Source organism: Streptomyces sp. NPDC089424 (genome assembly GCF_044749345.1).
Classification (GTDB): domain Bacteria; phylum Actinomycetota; class Actinomycetes; order Streptomycetales; family Streptomycetaceae; genus Streptomyces.
In genome coordinates this window covers 62,510-81,708 of the sequence record NZ_JBIVHU010000004.1, presented here as the reverse complement: position 1 = coordinate 81,708, position 19,199 = coordinate 62,510, and the positions used below count along the sequence as shown (strand labels likewise).

Here is a 19,199-nt window from a genome sequence, read left to right as displayed (position 1 = left end):
CGGGTCTAGCCACCCGGGGCCGCGCGCCGTTGGAGTCGGCTCCCGGCTCCCCTCAGCGCTGCTCGTACGAGACGAGCAGCGGAGGCAACCGGCCGCAGGGTCTGATCTGCGGAAAGCTGATTTGCGCCGTACTCACACGGACCCGAGCCCGTGTGACCGCCTACTTGGCCGAGGAGAGGCGGCGTGATCCCCATTCAGTTGTCAAAGAACCGGCGCTTCCTTCGTACTCACCCCCTCGGGCTTTCCTCCGGGCGACGGACACAGGTGTGTCGAGGCGCCCTCCGCTCGACCGTTCCGACCGGCGGGCAGATCCCTAAGGTTCCCTAGGGTTCCCTGCGGTGTCAAGCGGTAAGCTAGGGAACCTCAGGGAAGTCACGAAAGGGAGCGAGCGACATGGCAGGCCAGGCCGACAATCGGGCCCCGTACGCGAAGATTGCCGCCCACTACATGGAGCTGATTTCGTCCGGTGAGCTACAGCCGGGGACGCTCCTGCCGAGCATCAAGAACCTCGCAGAGGAGTGGAAGGTCAGTACCGCGACAGCCGAGAAAGCTCTCCGCAAACTGCGCAACGAGGGGCTTGTTCGAGGCATCCACGGCATCGGCACTGAAGTCCTGGACCAGCCGGGTCCGATGTCCTCGGGAGCTCAACGGCAGGATCGTGGGCGCCGTACCGGATCCAGTTGGGGGGCAGGCGAACGATCCGACTCACACCAAGCGGCCGTGGTGCCTGCGCCGGCCGAAGTGGCTCAGGCCCTAGACATCGAGCCCGGTGCGGACGTTGTGCGGCGTAGTCGGGTGTACAGGGACAGGCACGGCATCGTGGCTCACAGCACGTCTTGGATCCCTGCTCGATACGCCAAGCTGATCCCGCAGCTAGCAGCGAGCGAGCGTCTGACGGGGGGAACCTCGCTTCAGCTCATCGCCCAAGCCACCGGCCACCCGATCAGCCATCGCATCGACACGGCGTCAGCCCGCACGCTGACGCCGGAGTACGCGCGCCTCTTGGAACTAGACCCTGACAACCCGCCGGCGGAACCGGTAGTCGTGATGACCGCAAAGTTTGTCGACAGCGAGGGCAACATCGTGGAGTACGGCGTAGACCTCGGAGGGCCGGGCCGTACATGGCGCACAGAATCGGAGGTCACCCCGTGACGGTCGTGGATGACACGCTCGTGAGCGTGCTCGAAGACCGACTAGATGCACTGCTTGCGGCCCGCCGGACTGGCACAATCACGCCGGAAGCCGAAGCAGAGGTGGCCACCATCTCCCGAGCCATGGCGAGACCGATGTCCCCACGCCCCCCGTTCTGCGTCCTGATGGCCGGACTCCCCGGGTCAGGCAAGACCACGCTTTCTCGCGCCCTCACGGATCGCGGATTCGTACGGCTGTGCCCGGATGAGGAGATGTACCGTCGGCACGGCGTCTACGGAGTCGACTTCCCCCGGGGCACCTTCCCCACCCTTGAACGGCCAGTCCTGGAAGACGTGGCGGTTGATCTGAGGAAACAGCTCAGGGCCGGACACGATGTCGTCGTTGACCATGGTTTTTGGACTCCCGAGGATCGGGCCAAGTGGCAGGCCATCGCCACCGACGCCGGCGCGGTCCCCGTCCTCGTATACCTTGCCGCCAGCCATGACGAACTGTGGGCGAGGATCAGTAGGCGCAACGAGTTCCACGCCGACGACCCGAACGCGATCTACTTCGCGGAAAGCGACCTCCAGCGGTACCGCAGCCGGTTCATACCTCCCACGGCAGACGAGCCGCACCTGTTGTACGAGGGCGACCCCACCGCCGTGATCGCGGCCGTGGAAGGGTCTGACCGCTGACGCTTCCAGAGGTAGACGCGCAGGTCAGCCGGGGCGTACTCCGTCTCAGTTTCCGTCTCATTCAGTCCCGTTCGACACTGTCCAGGGCCGTTCACGCGACGTGTGAGGAACCGGGAACGAACGAGGTTGAACGACCCTGCACAATCCTCTGACCAGCACGAACAGACCTCGAAAGCGAGTGTGGCGCAAGTCACCGAGGGTTCAAATCCCTCCGCTACCGCTCGTAGCCGAAAGGGCGGCCCCGATGGGGCCGCCCTTTCGTGTTCCGCCGGCGTCAGCCGACGCGGACGTTCTTCTCCACCGTGACCTGGTCGATGTCCGTCGTACGGACGGTGATCTTCATGGTCCAGACGCCGGGCAGCGGGAGCTGGAGCTGGTCGGTGCCCCAGTAGCCGCCGCGGTTCTCCAGTTCGGCGTCGATCGGCCCGACGTCCTGCGCGCGCAGGGTGAAGGTCAGGCGCACCTCGGGGACGGTGACGATGCCGCCGTCGGGGCCGAAGACGACGGCCTGCACCTGGTTCCGGCCGACCCGGCCCGGGGCGAGGTCGAGCTGCACCTTGCCGTGGCCGTTCGGGGTGCCGACGTCGAAGGGCACCACGCTGCTGGAGGCGGTGGGCCTGCCGGCGTCGGCGGCCTCGGTCCGGGCCGCGGCGGACTCGGCGGCGGCCCGGCCCGGGAGGGTGATGGTCAGCAGGGTGGTGATCACCAGGACCAGCACGCCGGTCACGAACTCGGCGAGCACGGAGCGGCGCAGCGCCCGGCGGTGGTGGTCGTCCCCAGGGGCCGGGGCCGGGGGCCGGTCGTCGCCTGTGGGGTCCGCGTCCCGCGCGTCGGCGTCGGCGGGCGCGGATTCGGCGGGGCCGTCCACGGCCAGGCCGGTCCAACTCACGGCCGCCCGGTGTTCTCCCACCCCCGCGCCCGCGGCCACCGGCTCCCGCTCCCGTACCTCGGCCTCCGCCCGCGCGGGTCCCGCCTCCGCCCAGCGCCGGGTCCACCGGCGGGAGAAGCCTGCCGCCGCCAGCAGCAGCGCCACCGCGGCCACCTTGCCCAGCAGGATGCGGCCGTACGTCGTGCCGGTGAGGGTGTCCCAGGAGCCGAGGCCACGCCAGGACTGGTAGACGCCGGTGACGGTGAGGACGGCCACCGAGGCGAGGGCCAGCCGGGAGAAGCGGGTGACGGCGGCGGGCGTGAGGTCCTGCGGGGCCCGGTAGAGGACGGTGAGCAGGGCCGTCAGGCCGCCCAGCCAGACCGCCATGGCCAGCAGGTGCAGCACCGACGACGTCATCGCCACCGGCACCTGGATGCCGGCGGAGGCGTGTTCGGCGGCGGCCCAGGTGACGGCCAGCGCGAGGCAGAGCGCGATGCCGGGTGCGCGAGGGACGGTGCGGAGGGCCGAGCGGCGTACGAAGAGGAAGGCCGCGCCCAGCAGGGCCAGCCGGGCCAGCAGCGCCAGGCCGGGCTTGGTGGTCGAAGTGGTGCTCAGGACGGCCGGGTCGAGGGCGTCCGCCAGGCCGGTGCCGCGTTCGTAGGGGCCGCGCAGGAGCAGCAGGGCGGCCGTGGACAGCACGAGGGTGAGCCAGGCGGTGGGCAGGAACCGGCGCAGGGCGGCGGTGGGGCCGCCGAGGACCGCGGACAGGAAGACGGCGACGCCGATGAGGAGGGCCAGGCCCCCGTACGCGGCGTAGCGGGCGATGTTGTAGAGCGAGGCGATCGCCGGGTCCTCGGTCGGGCCGGTCACCGCCGCGGTCGTCGCCGACGGTTCGCCGACCGAGAAGATGAACGCGCCCGACACCGGGTGGCTGTCCGCCGAGACCACCCGCCAGGCCACGGTGTACGTGCCGTCCGCGAGGCCGGTCGGCAGGCCGACCCGGACGGTGTCGGCGCGGCCGCCGGGCTGCGTGGCGGCGCCCGTGTCGACGGGGCGGTTCTCCGGGTCGATCACCCGGACCGAGTCGTCGAGCAGACCGACGGACTCGGTGAAGGTCAGGGTGAGGTGGCGGGGGGCGGAGGCGAGGACGGTTCCGTCGGCGGGGTCGGTGCGGCCGAGGGCGGCGTGCGCGGACGCGGGGGCCGCGCCGCCGAGGAGACACAAGGCCAGCACGGCGATCAGCAGCAGCGGGCGCCGAAGTCGCCGGAGCACGCCGGGTGGTGGCAAGACCTCGCCGCCGCTCCGGTCGCTGCCGTTCCGGTCGCCGACGCTGCCGTCGCCGTCGTGCCGTGCTCCGCCGTCGCGCATCCCCATCGCTTCTCCGTCGTCGGATCTGCTTCCGGGATACGTACGGACGCGGGGCCCGCCGTGCTCATGCGAAGGACATACGGATGCGGGCGCCGATCCGCTCACCCGGTGGCCTCGCCCGCCGTCCTCTCACCAGGTGGGCCGCGCCGAGATCCCCCCGTCGACCACCAGGTCGTGCCCCGTCACCCAGGACGCCAGGGGTGAGGCCAGGAACACGCACGCGTCCCCGATGTCCTCCGCCCGCCCCAGCCGCCCGAGCGGCACCGCGCGCTGCCAGCGCTCCACGCCCTCCGGCCAGCCCTGGGCGAGCCCTTCCCGGTCGATCAGCCCGGGGGAGACGGTGTTGACGCGGATGCCGTGGCTCCCGTACTCCAGCGCCGCCGACCGGGCGTGCATCACGACCGCCGCCTTGGAGGCGCAGTAGTGGGCGTGCGCCGGGGCCGGCGCGCTCGCCTCGATCGAGGCGATGTGGGTCACCGAGCCCCCTTCGCCGCGCTCCCGCATGACCTCGACGGCCGCCTGGGTGCAGGCGAACACACTGGTCAGATTGGTGTCCACGACCGCCCGCCAGTCGGTGGCGGTCATCCCGGCGAGTTCCTGCACGGGCTGCACGGCGGCGTTGTTGACCAGCGCGGTCAGGCGCCCCCCGCCCCATTCGGCGGCCTCGCGCACCACGCGCCGGCACTCGGCCTCGTCGGCGAGATCGGCCTGGAGCACGACGGCCCGGCCGCCCAGGCCCTCCACCAGTGCCGCCACCTCACGCGCCGGCTCCAGCGACGTACGGCAGTGCACGGCGACCGCCGCGCCCTGTTCCGCGAAACGCAGGGCGATGCCCCGCCCGATGCCGCCGCCCGCGCCCGTGACGAGGGCGACCTGGCCCTCCAGCAACCTCATGGCCGGCACAGTTCCACGATCCGGTCGGCCAGCTCCGGGTGGCGGGCGGTCAGCTCGGCGGCGTCGCCGTGCTCGTACCCCTCGAAGGTGAAGCCGGGCGCCATCGTGCAGCCGAAGAACGTCCAGGAGCCGCCCTCGGCGACCCGCCCGCCCATCCAGGTGCCGGCCGGCACGGTGAACTGCGGGTGCTGGCCGGCGAGCACGTCCGGTCCGAGGACCACCGTGCGCGAGGAGCCGTCGGGGGCCAGGAGCAGCAGTTCCAGCGGGTCGCCGAGGTAGAAGTGCCAGACCTCGTCGGCGGGCAGGCGGTGCAGGGCGGAGTAGTCGTCCCGCCGGAGCAGGGCGACGATGGCGGTGCCCTCCGGGCGCCCGTCGGGGCGGTCCGGTCCGGCCCAGGTCTGCCGGAACAGGCCGCCCTCGCGCGGGATCGGCTCCATGGCGTAGTGCGCGACAAGCTCTTCTGGGGTCACGCCGGGCAGGCTACCGGGCGGAGGAGGAAGGCCAGTTGAGCGTGCTTCTCCGGCAGGTGCACGTCGGGCAGATTCACCTCCGGCAGTACGACCTTCGGACCGGCCACGAACCCCTGCTTCAGGAAGCGCTCGATCGCCTTGCCGTTGCGCACGTCCGGGTCGACCACGACGCGCTGCCGGCCGAGGACCAGCCACACGTAGGAGGCCGCGGCCTGGAGCAGCGACGCCGTCCAGCCGCCGCGGGACCCGCCGGATCCGGCCGGCGCGAGCAGCAGATGCAGGCCGATGTCGCCGGGCAGGACGTCGTAGCACTCGCCGACCCGGTCCGCCTCCGGCTCGTAGGTCTGGAACAGGGCCGTCGGTTCGCCGTCCTTCACGAGGAGGTAGGCGTGATGGGTGGCGAGGGTGTCCATGTGGGCGTAGATGCCGGCCACCTCCTCCACGGTGAGCCCGTTCATGCCCCAGAAGGCGGCGCGTTCCTGGCTCACCCAGCCGTGGACCACCTCGGCGTCGCCCTTCGCGTCCAGGGGCAGCACGCGTACGGTGCCGAAGCCGTCGACCACCTCCTCGTGGACGGCGGTGCGGTCGGCGTACGGGTCAGTCATCGTCGGTCTCCTTGGTGAGGCGGGCCCAGTCGGTGACGACCGGGACGAGGTCTCCCCTGGTCCACAGGGGGAGTTGGTCGCGGTGGTGCGCAGAGCCGGGCACGCCGGACGCGCCCAGCGGCACCACCCAGAGGCTGTCCTCGCGCCGGGCCAGGTCCCACACGTAGCGGGCGGCCGGTCCGCGCGCGGCGAGGTCGGTGAGGCCGGGGACGGCGGAGGTGCACAGCACGCAGTCGTGGTCGCCGGACAGCGCCGGCTCGGCGTACGTGTCGGTGGCGTACGGCGTGCCGGGCAACGCCCGCCAGGGGGCGAGGCGGTGGGTGTCGCCCCAGGTGCGGCGGGCCGTGCCGGCGGTGGCCGGCGACGCCACCTCCTCCAGGGCGGCCCGGACGAGCGCCGGACGGTCGATGCCGTAAAGCTCCTCGGCCGTCAGCAGGTTCTCCAGGGCGAAGGCGGTCCGTGCGGTGAGCCCCAGCCAGGGCAGCAGGACCTCCGGGTAGGCGGGCGGCTCGGTGAGCGCGGCGAACGCCGGGTGGGCGGCGAGGCGGCGGACGACGGCGCCGCGGACGGCCGCGTAGGCGGCGGCGGCCTCGCTCTTGGCGTCCATCCGCCGGTCCCAGCGCAGCAGCCGGTCGCGCAGCGCGGCGGCGGCGGGTGCGAGGCCGTCGAGGGCGGCGAGCAGACGCAGGAGGGGCGTGGCGGAGGCGAGATGGGTGTCCGTGTGGATGGCGGGCATGTCGGCCGCCGACCACCTCTTCCTCTCGTCGAGCAGCGCGGCGATCCGGGCGGCGCGGTGCGGCGGGGCGAACTCGACGCCGAGCGAGGCGGACGGGCCGCGCTGGTTGGCCATCACCGCGATGCCGTCGGTCAGGCCGGCGCGCGGCATGGTGTGCCAGCCGTGCCACTCGTGGCCGGGCTCCCAGGCGGGCACGATCCGGACCCTGTTGGCCGCGGAGCGCACCGGCACCCGGCCGGCGACCCGGTGCAGGGTGCCGCCCTCGGTGTCGGCGGCCTGCACGACGTTGACCGGTTCCACCCAGCTGTCGAAGGCGCGGTCGACGTCGGCGACCGTGCGGGCCCGCAGCAGCGGGAGCAGGGCGGCGAAGCCGGCGTCGGCGAGGACGCGGGGCGGGTACCGCAGGCTGAGGGCGAGCGGGGGCTCGGCGTCGTCCGGCAGCAGCGTGCCGTCGGTCAGGCCCTCGGGCCCGCCGGCGACCACCGGTCCCCGTCCGGTCTCGATCACCTCGACCGGCACCGGCTCCGCGCCGCGCACCTCGACGACCTCCGTCACCCGGCAGGCCCGTTCCCACCGTCCGTCCGGGCCGAGGGCCTCCACGCCGGCGCCGGTCCGGCGCAGCCGCTCCCGGTACAGGTCCTGGTAGTCGGCCATGGCGTTGGTGATGGCCCAGGCGACCGAGCCGGTGTGTCCGAAGTGCGCGGTGCCGGGGACGCCGGGCACGGCGAGGCCCACGACGTCGAACTCGGGGCAGCTCAGCCGGATCTGCTGGTAGACGCCCGGCTCCTCGATGAAGCGGTGCGGATCCCCGGCGATCACCGCCTGCCCGGTGACGGTCCGCTCCCCGGCGGCCAGCCAGCCGTTGCTGCCCGAGGTGCCGGGGCCGTCCGTGGCGAACAGCGCCACCGCCCGCGGTCCCAGATGCCGGATCACCTCCTCGCGCCAGAGTTTCGCCGGGAAGCCCGCGAAGAGGAGGTGGGTGGCGATCCAGACGGCGAGCGGGGTCCAGGGCTCCCAGCGGCCGGGTGCGAGTCCCGTGTCGGCGAACTCGGGGGTACGGCGGGCGCCTTCCGCGAGGCCCTCGTTGACGCCCTCGACGTAGGCCAGGACCCAGTCGGCCGTGTCGGGGTCCAGGGCCTTGAAGGAACGTTCCGCCGTGTCCGTGAGGCGCGCCCGTCTCGCGAGCACGTCCCAGGGCACGGCGGCCGTACCGAGGAAGGAGGCGGAGGTGCCCTGGGCGCGGTGGCGTTCGACCTCCAGCTGCCAGGCGCGGTCGTGGGCCGTGACCCGGCCCTGGGCGCGGGCGAGTTCGCGGGCGTCGGAGGCGCGCAGGTGGGGGATGCCCCAGGCGTCGCGGTAGATCTCGATGGTCACCTGGACATCACCCTGTCATTCCTTGAGCTCTTTAGGTTAGGCTTCCCTAAGTAAGTCGTGGCGGAATGGTACGCGAGATGTGAAGGAGCACCATGGGGCAGGGGCACGGTTGGCAGGGCGCGGTCCTGAAGCTGATGGGCGCGAAGGACTTCCTCCTCACCGTCACCGGCGCCGAGGACGTCACGCCGGAGTACCGGCGGGTGCACTTCACCGACGGGGGCCTGCTCGCGGCGGCCGGCGTCCACCCCACCATGTGGGTCCGGCTGTGGTTCGACAACGGGGGCAAGTCGCACCAGCGCGCCTACACGCTGGTCGACGCGGACCCCGGGACGCACACCTTCAGCCTCGAGTTCGCACTCCACGAGGGGTGCGCCAGCGACTGGGCGCGGGCGGCGAAGGAAGGCGACACCATCGAGGCGACGGTCCAGGGCACGGGCTTCCAGCATCCCCGGCCCGAGCCCTCGCACGTCTTCGCGATGGGCGACCCTGCCTCGCTGCCCGCGCTCAACTCCCTTCTCGACGCCCTCGGTTCGGCGCCCGCGACGATCTGGTTCGAGGGTGAGCTGGACGGCCTGCCGTGCCACGCGGACGCCGACCGGCACGAGATACGCCGGGTGCCCCGTCCGGGCCTGGTCGACGACGTGCGGGCCACCCTGCCGGCGCTCCTGGCGGCCACCACGGACCCGTACGTCTGGATCGCCTGCGACACCGCCACGACCCGCACCCTGGCCTCGTACGTGCGCAAGGACCTGTCGGTCCCGAAGGAGCGGATGCACGCGCTGGGGTACTGGCGGGCGACCTGACATCACCTGCGTGACCGCGCGACCCGGGGCCGGCGTCCAGCCGGCCCCGGGTCTTTTTCGTGAGCGGACGGCCCGCGGGGGTCCCTCCGCCTTTCACTTCAGGGGCCGTTGGGCGGAGCGCCGTGTTGATTTCTGTGAAAAACCCTCGCGGGCAGGGGGATTGACCCTCGTCGGCGCGGTCACGTTTCCACAAACTACGACGTCGACTCTTGACGTATGACCGGACATGAGGCTGTTATTGCGCCACCTTCGTGTTCGGTCAGGTTGGTTTCTGATTGGTTTCGACCAATCTCCGGACCGGACCCCTGTCCCCCCAGGAGCCGTCATGCGCAGAACCCCCTCCGGTCTCACTCTCCCCGGCCCGAGCCGCCGCACCCTTCTGCGCGGTGTCGGTGGCGCGGCCGCTCTCGGCGCCGGAACCTCCCTGCTGAGCGCCTGCGGCGGCAGCGGCGCGGCCGCCGACCCGAAGACGGTCACGGTCGGGTCGAAGGCGTCCGACCCCGTGCCGAAGAAGGCGTACGCCGACATGTACGCGGCGTTCACGAAGCGGTCCGGGCTCACCGTCGACGTGAACACCAAGGACTCCAACACCTTCCAGGAGCAGATCAACTCCTACCTCCAGGGCACGCCGGACGACGTGTTCACCTGGTTCGCCGGCTACCGGATGCAGTTCTTCGCCGCCAAGGGCCTCGCCACCCCGGTCGACGAGGTCTGGGAGAAGATCGGCGGCAACTTCCCCGACGCGATGAAGGCGCTCAGCAAGGGCGAGGACGGCAAGTACTACCTCGTGCCGCTCTACACGTACCCCTGGGCGATCTTCTACCGGAAGAGCGTCTTCGCGGAGAAGGGCTACGAAGTCCCCACCACCTGGGACGACTTCATCGCGCTGTGCAAGCGGATGCAGAAGGACGGCCTCGTCCCGATCGCCTTCGGGGACAAGGACGCCTGGCCCGCCCTCGGCACCTTCGACCAGATCAACTTCCGCAAGAACGGCTACGACTTCCACGTCGACCTGATGGCCGGCAAGGCCTCCTGGACCGACGCCAAGGTCCGCGCCGCCTTCGACCTGTGGGCCGAGATACTCCCCTACCACCAGGAAGGCGCCATCGGCCGCACCTGGCAGGACGCCGCCCAGACGCTGGTGGCGAAGAAGGCCGGCATGTACCTCCTGGGTACCTTCGTCGCCCAGCAGTTCACGAACGAGGCCGACCTCGAGGACCTCGACTTCTTCGCCTTCCCGGAGATCGACCCGGCCTTCGGCCAGGAGACCGTCGAGGCGCCGACCGACGGCTTCATGATGAGCAAGAGCCCGAAGAACAAGGAGGGTTCGCTCAAGCTCATGGAGTACCTGGGCTCCCCGGAGGCCGAGGAGACCTACCTCAAGTCGGACCCCAGCAGCGTCGCCGCCTCGACCAAGGCCGACACCTCCTCGTACACCCCGCTCCAGAAGAAGTCGTACGAGATGATCGCCGGCGCGAAGAACCTGACGCAGTTCATGGACCGCGACAGCCGCCCGGACTTCACCTCCACGGTCATGCAGCCCGCGCTGCAGAAGTTCATCCGTGACCCCAAGGGCGTCGACGGCCTGCTCTCCTCCATCGAACGCCAGAAGAAGACGATCTTCGCGTCCTCATGACCACGGAACTCACCACGGAGAACCCGGAGGCGGCCGACGTGCCGCCTCCGGGCGCTGCCCCGCTCGCGGGACGGAAGGTGCCCAGGGGCCACCGGCGCCTGCTCACCCGCCGCGACCGGCTCACGCTGGGCCTGATGGCGACCCTGCCGACGGTCCTGCACATCGCCCTGGTGTGGGTGACCGCGCTCGCCTCGATCGCGCTCGCCTTCACCACCTGGGACGGCATCGGCTTCGACTCGATCCACTGGGTCGGGCTGCAGAACTTCAAGGAGCTGTTCGAGCAGAACCCGCAGTTCTGGCCCGCCGTCCAGCACAACGTCGTGTGGTTCGCGGTGCTGATCGTGATCCCGACGCCGCTCGGCCTGTTCCTGGCCGTGCAGCTGGACAAGAGGATCCGGTTCAGCCGCGTCTACCAGACGGCGTTCTTCCTGCCGGTGGTGCTGTCCATGGCCGTCATCGGCTTCGTCTGGCAGCTCGTCTACAACCCCGACACCGGCCTGATCAACAGCGTCATCGGGGCCAACGAGCCCGGCAAGTACATCGACTGGATCGGCGACCCGGACCTCAACCTCTGGGCGGTCCTGGTCGCCGCGTCGTGGCGGCACACCGGCTACATGATGATCCTCTACCTGGCCGGCCTGAAGGGCGTCGACCCGACGCTGCGCGAGGCCGCCGCGATCGACGGCGCGGGCGAGTGGCAGACGTTCCGCGGCGTCGTCTTCCCGGCGCTGCGCCCGACCAACACGATCGTCCTGGTCGTCACCATCATCGAGGCACTGCGCGCCTTCGACCTCGTCTACGTCTTCAACGGCGGCGCCGAGGGCACCGAACTGCTGTCCATCCTGGTGACCAGCAACATCATCGGTGAGTCGAGCCGCATCGGATACGGATCGGCGATCGCGGTCGTCCTGCTGCTGATCTCGCTCGTCGTGATCATCCCCTATCTGGTCAGCACCTTCCGGAAGGAGCGGCGGGCATGAGCGCAACGACGGTCGTCCCGAAGAACCGCGCCCCGATCCGCCCCGGCCGCGTCGTGCTGCACCTCGTCCTCGGGACCATGGCGCTGGCCTGGCTGGCCCCGCTGCTCTGGGCGGTCTACGCGGCGCTGCGCCCGTACGCCGAGACCAGCGAGAAGGGGTACGTCTCCCTCCCGGACACGCTGAGCCTCGACAACTTCACGAACGCGTTCACCCAGTCGGACATGACGCACTACTTCGTGAACACGCTGGTGATCGCCGTCCCGGCGGTCCTGGTCACCCTGTTCCTGTCGTCGATGGTGGCCTTCTACGTCAGCCGCTTCGACTTCCGGGTCAACCTCGCCCTGCTGCTGCTCTTCACGGCCGGCAACCTGCTGCCCCAGCAGGTGATCATCACCCCGCTGTACCGGCTCTACCTCCTGGTGGACCTGCCCGGCATCACCATGAGCGGCAAGCTGTACGACTCCGCCCTCGGCCTCGTCCTCATCCACGTGGCGTTCCAGTCCGGCTTCTGCGCGTTCGTGCTGAGCAACTACATGCGCTCGCTGCCGCACGAACTGACCGAGGCCGCGCTGGTCGACGGCGCCTCGGTGTGGCGCCTGTACTGGCAGATCACCCTGCCGCTGTGCCGCCCGGCGATGGCCGCCCTCGCGACCCTGCTGTCCATCTGGATCTACAACGACTTCTTCTGGGCCCTGGTCCTGATCTCCACCGGCGAGAACATGCCGATCACCTCGGCGCTGAACAACCTCTCCGGCCAGTTCTTCACCGATCCCAACCTGGTCGCCGCAGGCGCCCTGCTCACCGCCATCCCGACGCTGATCGTCTACTTCCTGCTCCAGCGGCAGTTCGTCAGCGGCCTCACGCTCGGCGCCAACAAGGGCTGACGTCCGTCTTTTCGAGAGAGAACCACCGTGTCCCACGCCTTCACGCCGCTGGCCTCCGTGCCCGTGGACGTCTCACGAGCCCGCGTCCACGAGGAGGGCTGGCAGTCCTGGAGCCCCAGCGGCGCCTACCCCCTCACCGGCCGGCCGTACCGCCCGACCAACGCCAACTGGGCGACCGTCTGCTACCGCCCCGGCGTCACCGTCCCCGAGGGGGCCTTCCAAGGCGAGGGACTCCTCGCCCTCGACCCGGGCGACGGCACCCCGGTCCGCCTGTGGGCGGCCGCCGACCCGACCCGCGAGGTCCCCTCGATCCGGCTCACGGTCACGGGCGGCACGGCACAGGTGAGCGCGGACGGCCGGGTGAAGGAATGGACCGGCACGCACATCCAGTCGGTCCTGGCCGACTGGGCCGACGGGCTCGGCCTGACGGCCCCGCGGCCCGCCCCCAGCGTGTGGTGCTCCTGGTACGAGTACTTCACCGCCGTCACCGAGGACGACATCCACGAGAACCTCCGCGCGATGGACACCCTCGACCTGCCCGTCGACGTCGTCCAGATCGACGACGGCTACCAGAGCGCCCTCGGCGACTGGCTCACCCTTTCCGGCCGGTTCCGCTCCCGCGAGGGCTTGGCGGCCGCGATCCGTGCGAAGGGCCGCCGCGCGGGCATCTGGACCGCCCCCTTCCTGGTGGACCCGGCGAGCGTCCTGGCCGCCGAGCACCCGGACTGGCTCGTACGCTCCCCCGACGGCGCCCCCTTGCACGCCGGCTGCAACTGGGACCACGACCTGCACGTCCTGGACACCACGCACCCCGACGCCGCGGCGTACCTGACGCAGGTCTTCCGCACCCTGAGCGCCGAGGGGTACGACTACTTCAAGGTCGACTTCCTCTACGCGGGCGCGCTGGACGGCGTACGGCACGCGGACGTGGACGCGCTGACGGCGTACCGCTCCGGCGTCGAGCTGATCCGTGAGGCGATCGGCGCGGACGCGTACCTGCTGGGCTGCGGCGCGCCGGTGCTCGCGTCGATCGGCCTGTTCGACGCGATGCGGGTCAGCCCCGACACCGGCCCCCACCGCCGCCCCGAGGCCGACGACTACAGCCAGCCCGGGCAGGATCCCGCCGAGTTCACCGGCGCGGGGCGTCAGTGGCAGCACCGCCGCCTCTGGATCAACGACCCCGACTGCCTGATGGCCCGCCCGGCCGTCGAGACCCGCGAGCGCTGGGCGGCCCACGTGGAGGCCACCGACGGCCTGATGGCCTCCAGCGACCGGCTGCTGTCGCTGGACGAATGGGGAGTGACGACGACGCGCCGCCTGCTGGGAGGCACGGGGGGCTGAGGTGGCGCCGCCGTTCGGACGGGTGGGGCGGGAGGTCAGCGTGCCGTGGCGTCCGCGGGCGTCGGCAGTGGTTCAGATGTGAGGGGTGCCACGCCGGCCCGCCGTGCGTGCCCCGCATCCGGGACGGGCCACGACGACGGAGCTGAGCCATGCCCGAACTGCCGGACGTCGAGGCCTTCCGGAACGTGTTCGCGTCCTGCGCGTCGGGCCGGGTCGTGCGGCGGGTCGAGGTCCGGGACGCGGGCGTGCTGCACGGCGTGAGCGCGCGGCGGCTGCGCGAGACGCTGGAGGGCCGGCGGTTCGGCCGGCCCGAACGCCACGGCAAGTGGCTGCTCGCCCGCACCGGCGGCGGCCACACCCTCCTGCTGCACTTCGGCATGACCGGCAGCCTGGTCTGCGAGCGCCCCGACACCGCCGCCGCACCCCACGACCGCGTCCTGTTCACGATGAGCCGGGACCGTCAGCTCCGCTTCCGCGACCAGCGCAAGCTCCAGGGCCTCTGGCTCGCCGACGACGCCGGGGTCGCCCGGCTGCTGGAACGGCAGGGCCCCGACGCGATGGCGGTCGGCCGCGAGGAGTTCGGGGCCGCGCTCTCCGCCCGCCGCGGCACCCTCAAGACCACGCTCACCGACCAGTCCGTCCTGGCCGGCCTCGGCAACCTGCTCGCCGACGAGATCCTGTGGCGCGCGGGGCTGCGACCGGCCGCCCGGGCGAGCGACCTCACCGAGGCCGACCGGCGGCGCCTGTACACCCGGATGCGCGGCACCCTGCGCGCGGCGGTCGGCGCGGGCAGGGTCCCGCCGCGCGACTCCTGGCTCACCGGCCACCGCGACGATCCCGACCCGCACTGCCCCCGCTGCGGCACCCCCCTGCACCGCTCCCGCCTGGGAGGCAGAACCACGGTGTGGTGCCCGCACTGCCAGCCGGGAGACACGTGACGCCCGCGTAAGCGACCGGGAGACGCGCGAGGCCCGTGTCTGAGTCCGGGGTCGCTGCTCGCGTCTGCGGCGGGGAGTCGCTGCCCGTATCTGCGGCCGGGAGATACGTGACGCCCGGGTCTGCGGCCGGGAGGCGTCGCGCGTCTCTGCGGCGGGGAGCGGCTGCCCGTTTCTGCGGCCGGGAGACGCGTGACGCCCGTGCCTGCGGCCGGGGGTTGCCGCTCGCGCCTGCGACCGGAGCCGCTACTCGTGCCTGCGGCCGAAAGTGGCTGCCTGCGCCGGCGGCCGACCGCGGCGGGCGTGACGCCCACGTGAGCGACCGGAAGCCGCTGCCCGGGTCCCGACCGGGGGCGTCGCTCGCGCCTGCGGCCGGAAGCCGCTGCCCGGGTCTGCGGCCGGGAACCGCCGCCCGCCTCAGCGGCTGAGCGCGGCGGGCCTGACGCCCACGGGCGAGCGGGAGCCGCCGCCACCGTCAGGGGCCGGGAGTCGCTCCCTGCGTCGGCGGCTGAGTGCGGTGGGTGTGACGCCCACGTCAGCTAGCGGGAGCCGCCGCCCGTGTCGGCGACCGAGTGCCGCCGCTCGCGCTCCGCGGACGCGAGTCGCCGCCACCGTCAGTGGCCGGGAGCCGCTGCCTGCGTCGGCGGCCGAGCGCGACGGACGTGGCGCCCAGGTGAGCGAGCGGGAGCCGCCGCCCGCCGTTCTGCGGCCGGGAGTCGCCTCCTCCGTCAGGGGCCGGGAGGCGCTGCCTGCGTCGGCGGCTGGGCGCGGTGGGTGTGACGCCCAGGTCAGCTAGCGGGAGCCGCCGCCCGTGTCGGCGACCGAGTGCCGCCGCTCGCGCTCCGCGGCCGCGAGCCGCCGCCACCGTCAGCGGCCGCGAGCCGCCGCCACCGTCAGCGGCCGCGAGCCGCCGCCACCGTCAGCGGCTGGGAGGCGCCGCGCGCCTCAGTGGCCGAGCGTGGCGACGCCCGCCTGTGCGTACTTCTCGTCCAGGTCGCCGGACGGCGCGCCCGCGACGCCGATGCCCGCCACGGGAGCGCCCTTGACGGCGACCGGGGCGCCGCCGGCGAGGAACAGGGTGCCGGGGATGTCCTTCAGGTTCGGGGCCTGCTGCAGGCGCTTGGCGAGCTCCGAGGTGGGCGCGTTCCAGGACACGGCGGTGAACGCCTTGCGCTCGGCGGACTCGTACGACTGCGGTCCTGCGCCGTCACCGCGCAGGGTGACGATCGTGTTGCCGTTGCGGTCGACGACCGCGACGGAGACACGCTGGTTCTCCTTCTCGGCGGCGTGCAGCGCGGCCCGCGCGGCCTCGGTGGCGGCGGCCACGTCGAGGTGCGTGGTCTGCGTGAGGTGGTGCCGGGCCACGTCCTGCCCGGGGCTCGCCGCGCTGGCGGCGACGGTGCCGCCGGCGAGGCCGAGGGCGAGGAGGGCGGAGGCGGTGACGAGACGGGCGCGCTTCATGGTGGGCCTTTCGGTCGGGACCCCTGGTGCGGGGCGGTTGCCTTTCCGATCCTCACGGGGGACGGGACGGCGACCGGTCGTCGGTCCGGCTGCGCGCGCCGAGCGTTCCGGACGACGAGGGGGTCATCCGTTCGGATGACCCCGGGTGCCGTGATGTGGGCGACACTGAAGGTGTTTGCCCAGTTCAGAGGCCGAGTGAGGGTGCGCGGAGTGGCGGTGAGGAGATGACCGTACGGGAGCAGGTCCCGCCCGAGGGGGCCGTACCGGAGCGGGCCGTGACGGGGCGCGGGGACGACGTGGAGGCCCCGGACGCCGGCACCCGCACCCTCACGCTCGTCATGCACGCGGCGTTCTTCGTCCTGCTGGGCGCCTCCCTCGCCCGCTACCTGGCGCGGCACGCCGCCGACCCCCTCACCCCCTGGGTCGTCGCCCTCAGCGCTCTGCTGGCCGCCCTCTACGTCCTCGGCCCCGCCCTGGGCACCCGCCCCACCCCCCGCCGCCTGATCTGGCTGGGTGCCGTCGTCGCGGTCTGGGCGGTCCTCGTGGTGCCGGCCCCGAGCTTCGCCTGGTGCGCGGTCCCCCTCTTCTACACGGGCCTGCGCACCCTGCCGCCGCGGGCCGCGATCACGCTGGTGGTGCTGCTCACGGCACTGGTGGTGGCCGCGCAGCTGAAGCTGGCCGGCTGGCCGGACCCGAACGTCGCGCTGGCGCCCCCGGCGGTGGCGGCCATCGCCACCACGGTCTTCGTCGTCATGGAGGGCCAGGCCGCCCGGCAGCGCGTCCTCATCGACGACCTGGTCCGCACCCGCCGCGAACTGGCCGCCACCGAACGCCGCGAAGGCACCCTGGCCGAACGGGAGCGGCTGGCCCGCGAGATCCACGACACCCTCGCGCAGGGCCTGTCCAGCCAGCGCATGCTGCTCCAGGCGGCGGACCGGATCTGGGACACCTCCCCGGACGCGGCCCGGGACCACGTCCGCACGGCCGCCGCGATCGCCGAACGGGACCTCGCCGAGGCCCGCCGCTTCGTCCACGACCTCACCCCCGCCGACCTTGCCGAGGCCGGCGACCTCGCAGAGGCCCTGCGCACGCTGGTAGCCCGCGAGTCGACCGGTTCCCTCACGGTCCGCTTCCACGCCGAGGGCACCCCGGCGGCGCCGCTGTCCGAGATGGTCCAGTCGGCGCTGCTGCGCACCGCGCAGGGCGCCCTCGCGAACGTCCGCGAACACGCGCGCGCCACCACCGCCACCCTCACGCTGACCTGCCTGGACGACCAGCTGGTCCTGGACGTCGCGGACGACGGCCGCGGCTTCACCCCCGGCCTCCGGGCCTCGTCGCCCGCCCGCGGCCACGGCCTGCCGGCGATGCGGGCCCGGCTGCGTCAGGTGGGCGGCGCGCTCACGATCGAGTCCACGCCGGGCGAGGGCACCGTCGTCTCCGCCTGCGTCCCCCTCACCTCGGAGCCGGCATGACGACGATCCGCGTCCTCCTGTGCGACGACCACGCGGTGGTACGGGCGGGGCTGCGCGCCCTGCTCGCGAGCGCCCAGGGCATCGAGGTGGTCGGCGAGGCCGCCACCGGCGAGGAGGCGCTGGCGCTGTCGCGGAAACTCACCCCGGACGTGGTCCTGATGGATCTCCAACTGGGTGCCGGGATGACCGGAGTGGACGCCACCCGCCGGCTCACCTCGGGTGACGGCACCGCGCACGTCCCCCATGTCCTGGTGCTGACCACCTACGACACCGACGCCGACATCACCCGCGCCATCGAGGCCGGCGCCACCGGCTATCTCCTCAAGGCGGAACGCCCCGAGGAGCTCTTCGCCGCCCTGCGTGCCGCCGCCGAGGGCCGCACCACCCTGTCCGCCCCGGTCGCCGACCGGGTCATGGCCCGCCTGCGCGCGCCGCGCCCCGGCCTCACGCCCCGGGAGCACGACATCCTCCGCCACCTGTCCGAGGGCCTGACCAATCGCGACATCGCCCGCACCCTGTTCATCAGCGAGGCGACGGTGAAGACCCACCTCCGGCGCATCTACGACAAGTTGAACGTCGACACGCGCGCGGGAGCGGTGGCCGTGGCAAAAGAGCGGCGCCTGGTGCCTTGAGGGACAGGTGCCGTGAGAAACCGGGCGGGAACGTCCTCGACGGACGCCCGGGCGGGCCCGGGGGACGGCTTACGGACGGCTGCCGGGATCACCGTCGCCGTCGAGCAGGGGATGCTCGTCGTCCCCGAAGTCCGGGGCCTGGAACGGGTTCGTCGTCGGAGGCGGCGAGACCGCGGCTCCGCCGCGGGGTTGCCCTTCCACGGCGGAGAACAGCGAGGTCGGATCGATGGGAGGTCTCTCTTTCGTCACGGGTCCCTGACGGGCCCCGGTGTGCCGCGACCGGGCACTGCGGTCCTACAGCTTGGTCATCTTGCTGTACGGGCTCAGGATGCGCATCTGCGCCGAGCCGAAATCGACGAGCGCGGCGATTCCGTCCTCGATGCCGATCACGCGGCCGAGGCCGTACATGTCGTGTGTGACCTGGTCGCCCACCGCGAAGTGCTCGGGAGCGCGAGTGACCGGGGCCTTGAAGGGGCTGGTAGGCAAATGACGCTTCGGTACATCGGGCTTTGTCATCGCCCCCAGTATGCGCCCAGGTGCGTCCCCCTGGGGAACGCCGGAGGGCCGGACCTTTGCGGTCCGGCCCTCTGAGCTGGCGGAGGATACGAGATTCGAACTCGTGAGGGGTTGCCCCCAACACGCTTTCCAAGCGTGCGCCCTAGGCCTCTAGGCGAATCCTCCGCCGGAAACATTACATGACCGAGAGGAGTGCTCGCGAACTCGTTCCCGCACCTCAGCATCGGGTAGGCTGTGCGAAGCCCCTCACGCGGCGCTATCTGACTGAACTCCCCCAGGGCCGGAAGGCAGCAAGGGTAGGTCGGCTCTGGCGGGTGCGTGGGGGGCGTTCGCGTGTCCGGGCCCGTGGGATGCCGAGGATCCCCGGGATTCCGGGGCGGATCCCGTTGTCGGTGGGC

At 72.2% G+C, this 19,199-nt stretch carries 17 protein-coding genes, 1 tRNA gene and 1 other RNA gene; 11 read left to right on the top strand and 8 right to left on the bottom strand.

The window, feature by feature from the left end:
- The first annotated feature begins 393 nt into the window (after positions 1 to 393).
- The gene (locus tag ACIP2X_RS19980; RefSeq protein WP_401674694.1) at positions 394 to 1,152 is read left to right on the top strand and encodes a GntR family transcriptional regulator; all 759 of its coding nucleotides are present in this window, start codon (positions 394 to 396) and stop codon (positions 1,150 to 1,152) included.
- Positions 1,149 to 1,826 carry an AAA family ATPase gene (locus ACIP2X_RS19975; RefSeq protein ID WP_401674691.1) on the top strand — a complete coding sequence of 226 codons (678 nt, stop codon included), beginning with the start codon at positions 1,149 to 1,151 and terminating at the stop codon, positions 1,824 to 1,826. The genes ACIP2X_RS19980 and ACIP2X_RS19975 overlap by 4 nt, the downstream gene beginning before the upstream one ends.
- A 274-nt stretch (positions 1,827 to 2,100) precedes the next feature.
- Here the strand turns inward: ACIP2X_RS19975 and ACIP2X_RS19970 are convergent, their stop codons facing one another.
- The 5 genes from ACIP2X_RS19970 to ACIP2X_RS19950 all read right to left on the bottom strand — a co-directional run bounded on the left by ACIP2X_RS19970 (position 2,101) and on the right by ACIP2X_RS19950 (position 8,141).
- Positions 2,101 to 4,068, bottom strand: coding sequence for a copper resistance CopC/CopD family protein (locus ACIP2X_RS19970; RefSeq protein WP_401674688.1), 1,968 nt, complete (start codon positions 4,066 to 4,068; stop codon positions 2,101 to 2,103).
- 123 nt (positions 4,069 to 4,191) lie between these two features.
- Positions 4,192 to 4,956 carry an SDR family NAD(P)-dependent oxidoreductase gene (locus ACIP2X_RS19965; RefSeq protein WP_401674685.1) on the bottom strand — a complete coding sequence of 255 codons (765 nt, stop codon included), beginning with the start codon at positions 4,954 to 4,956 and terminating at the stop codon, positions 4,192 to 4,194.
- A complete protein-coding gene (locus ACIP2X_RS19960; RefSeq protein ID WP_401674682.1) occupies positions 4,953 to 5,426 on the bottom strand; it encodes a cupin domain-containing protein in 474 nt (157 codons plus the stop codon). Before ACIP2X_RS19960 ends, ACIP2X_RS19965 begins: the two co-directional genes overlap by 4 nt.
- Positions 5,423 to 6,031 carry a GNAT family N-acetyltransferase gene (locus ACIP2X_RS19955; RefSeq protein WP_401674679.1) on the bottom strand — a complete coding sequence of 203 codons (609 nt, stop codon included), beginning with the start codon at positions 6,029 to 6,031 and terminating at the stop codon, positions 5,423 to 5,425. Before ACIP2X_RS19955 ends, ACIP2X_RS19960 begins: the two co-directional genes overlap by 4 nt.
- Positions 6,024 to 8,141: a penicillin acylase family protein gene (locus ACIP2X_RS19950; protein WP_401674676.1), complete on the bottom strand. Its 2,118-nt coding sequence runs from the start codon at positions 8,139 to 8,141 to the stop codon at positions 6,024 to 6,026. The genes ACIP2X_RS19955 and ACIP2X_RS19950 overlap by 8 nt, the downstream gene beginning before the upstream one ends.
- Positions 8,142 to 8,233: 92 nt before the next feature.
- Here ACIP2X_RS19950 and ACIP2X_RS19945 point away from each other — a divergent pair, with 92 nt between their 5' ends.
- The 6 genes from ACIP2X_RS19945 to ACIP2X_RS19920 all read left to right on the top strand — a co-directional run bounded on the left by ACIP2X_RS19945 (position 8,234) and on the right by ACIP2X_RS19920 (position 14,723).
- Positions 8,234 to 8,944, top strand: coding sequence for a siderophore-interacting protein (locus ACIP2X_RS19945; protein ID WP_401674674.1), 711 nt, complete (start codon positions 8,234 to 8,236; stop codon positions 8,942 to 8,944).
- A 325-nt stretch (positions 8,945 to 9,269) separates the two neighbouring features.
- A complete protein-coding gene (locus ACIP2X_RS19940) occupies positions 9,270 to 10,580 on the top strand; it encodes an ABC transporter substrate-binding protein (RefSeq protein WP_401674671.1) in 1,311 nt (436 codons plus the stop codon).
- Positions 10,577 to 11,560, top strand: coding sequence for a carbohydrate ABC transporter permease (locus ACIP2X_RS19935; protein WP_401674668.1), 984 nt, complete (start codon positions 10,577 to 10,579; stop codon positions 11,558 to 11,560). Before ACIP2X_RS19940 ends, ACIP2X_RS19935 begins: the two co-directional genes overlap by 4 nt.
- Entirely contained in the window at positions 11,557 to 12,444 is an 888-nt protein-coding gene (locus ACIP2X_RS19930) for a carbohydrate ABC transporter permease (protein WP_401674665.1), read from the top strand. Before ACIP2X_RS19935 ends, ACIP2X_RS19930 begins: the two co-directional genes overlap by 4 nt.
- A gap of 27 nt (positions 12,445 to 12,471) precedes the next feature.
- Positions 12,472 to 13,785 carry a glycoside hydrolase family 36 protein gene (locus ACIP2X_RS19925; RefSeq protein ID WP_401674663.1) on the top strand — a complete coding sequence of 438 codons (1,314 nt, stop codon included), beginning with the start codon at positions 12,472 to 12,474 and terminating at the stop codon, positions 13,783 to 13,785.
- A 149-nt stretch (positions 13,786 to 13,934) separates the two neighbouring features.
- Positions 13,935 to 14,723, top strand: a complete 789-nt coding sequence (locus tag ACIP2X_RS19920; RefSeq protein WP_401674660.1) for an Fpg/Nei family DNA glycosylase — start codon at positions 13,935 to 13,937, stop codon at positions 14,721 to 14,723.
- A gap of 942 nt (positions 14,724 to 15,665) precedes the next feature.
- Here ACIP2X_RS19920 and ACIP2X_RS19915 read toward each other — a convergent pair.
- The gene (locus ACIP2X_RS19915; RefSeq protein ID WP_401674658.1) at positions 15,666 to 16,181 is read right to left on the bottom strand and encodes a heme-binding protein; all 516 of its coding nucleotides are present in this window, start codon (positions 16,179 to 16,181) and stop codon (positions 15,666 to 15,668) included.
- 224 nt (positions 16,182 to 16,405) lie between these two features.
- On the opposite strand from ACIP2X_RS19915, the gene ACIP2X_RS19910 reads away from it, so the two are divergent.
- Both ACIP2X_RS19910 and ACIP2X_RS19905 read left to right on the top strand, forming a co-directional pair.
- The gene (locus ACIP2X_RS19910; protein WP_401674655.1) at positions 16,406 to 17,653 is read left to right on the top strand and encodes a sensor histidine kinase; all 1,248 of its coding nucleotides are present in this window, start codon (positions 16,406 to 16,408) and stop codon (positions 17,651 to 17,653) included.
- A complete protein-coding gene (locus tag ACIP2X_RS19905) occupies positions 17,650 to 18,285 on the top strand; it encodes a response regulator (protein ID WP_401674651.1) in 636 nt (211 codons plus the stop codon). The genes ACIP2X_RS19910 and ACIP2X_RS19905 overlap by 4 nt, the downstream gene beginning before the upstream one ends.
- 294 nt (positions 18,286 to 18,579) lie before the next feature.
- On the opposite strand, the gene ACIP2X_RS19900 is transcribed toward ACIP2X_RS19905, so the two are convergent.
- A complete protein-coding gene (locus tag ACIP2X_RS19900) occupies positions 18,580 to 18,801 on the bottom strand; it encodes a hypothetical protein (protein ID WP_401674648.1) in 222 nt (73 codons plus the stop codon).
- Between the two features lie 77 nt (positions 18,802 to 18,878).
- Positions 18,879 to 18,966, bottom strand: a tRNA-Ser gene (locus ACIP2X_RS19895).
- A 73-nt stretch (positions 18,967 to 19,039) separates the two neighbouring features.
- Between ACIP2X_RS19895 and ffs the strand changes: the two genes are divergently transcribed.
- Positions 19,040 to 19,134, top strand: an RNA gene (ffs, locus tag ACIP2X_RS19890) — signal recognition particle sRNA small type.
- The last annotated feature ends 65 nt before the right edge of the window (positions 19,135 to 19,199 follow it).

What these genes read in the sequence shown, in the direction of transcription:
- ACIP2X_RS19980 (WP_401674694.1), top strand. Translation starts at nt 394, where the DNA reads ATGGCAGGCCAGGCCGACAATCGGGCCCCGTACGCGAAGATTGCCGCC.
- ACIP2X_RS19970 (WP_401674688.1), bottom strand. Translation starts at nt 4,068, where the DNA reads ATGGGGATGCGCGACGGCGGAGCACGGCACGACGGCGACGGCAGCGTC.
- ACIP2X_RS19965 (WP_401674685.1), bottom strand. Translation starts at nt 4,956, where the DNA reads ATGAGGTTGCTGGAGGGCCAGGTCGCCCTCGTCACGGGCGCGGGCGGC.
- ACIP2X_RS19955 (WP_401674679.1), bottom strand. Translation starts at nt 6,031, where the DNA reads ATGACTGACCCGTACGCCGACCGCACCGCCGTCCACGAGGAGGTGGTC.
- ACIP2X_RS19945 (WP_401674674.1), top strand. Translation starts at nt 8,234, where the DNA reads ATGGGGCAGGGGCACGGTTGGCAGGGCGCGGTCCTGAAGCTGATGGGC.
- ACIP2X_RS19940 (WP_401674671.1), top strand. Translation starts at nt 9,270, where the DNA reads ATGCGCAGAACCCCCTCCGGTCTCACTCTCCCCGGCCCGAGCCGCCGC.
- ACIP2X_RS19935 (WP_401674668.1), top strand. Translation starts at nt 10,577, where the DNA reads ATGACCACGGAACTCACCACGGAGAACCCGGAGGCGGCCGACGTGCCG.
- ACIP2X_RS19930 (WP_401674665.1), top strand. Translation starts at nt 11,557, where the DNA reads ATGAGCGCAACGACGGTCGTCCCGAAGAACCGCGCCCCGATCCGCCCC.
- ACIP2X_RS19920 (WP_401674660.1), top strand. Translation starts at nt 13,935, where the DNA reads ATGCCCGAACTGCCGGACGTCGAGGCCTTCCGGAACGTGTTCGCGTCC.
- ACIP2X_RS19915 (WP_401674658.1), bottom strand. Translation starts at nt 16,181, where the DNA reads ATGAAGCGCGCCCGTCTCGTCACCGCCTCCGCCCTCCTCGCCCTCGGC.
- ACIP2X_RS19910 (WP_401674655.1), top strand. Translation starts at nt 16,406, where the DNA reads ATGACCGTACGGGAGCAGGTCCCGCCCGAGGGGGCCGTACCGGAGCGG.
- ACIP2X_RS19905 (WP_401674651.1), top strand. Translation starts at nt 17,650, where the DNA reads ATGACGACGATCCGCGTCCTCCTGTGCGACGACCACGCGGTGGTACGG.
- ACIP2X_RS19900 (WP_401674648.1), bottom strand. Translation starts at nt 18,801, where the DNA reads ATGACAAAGCCCGATGTACCGAAGCGTCATTTGCCTACCAGCCCCTTC.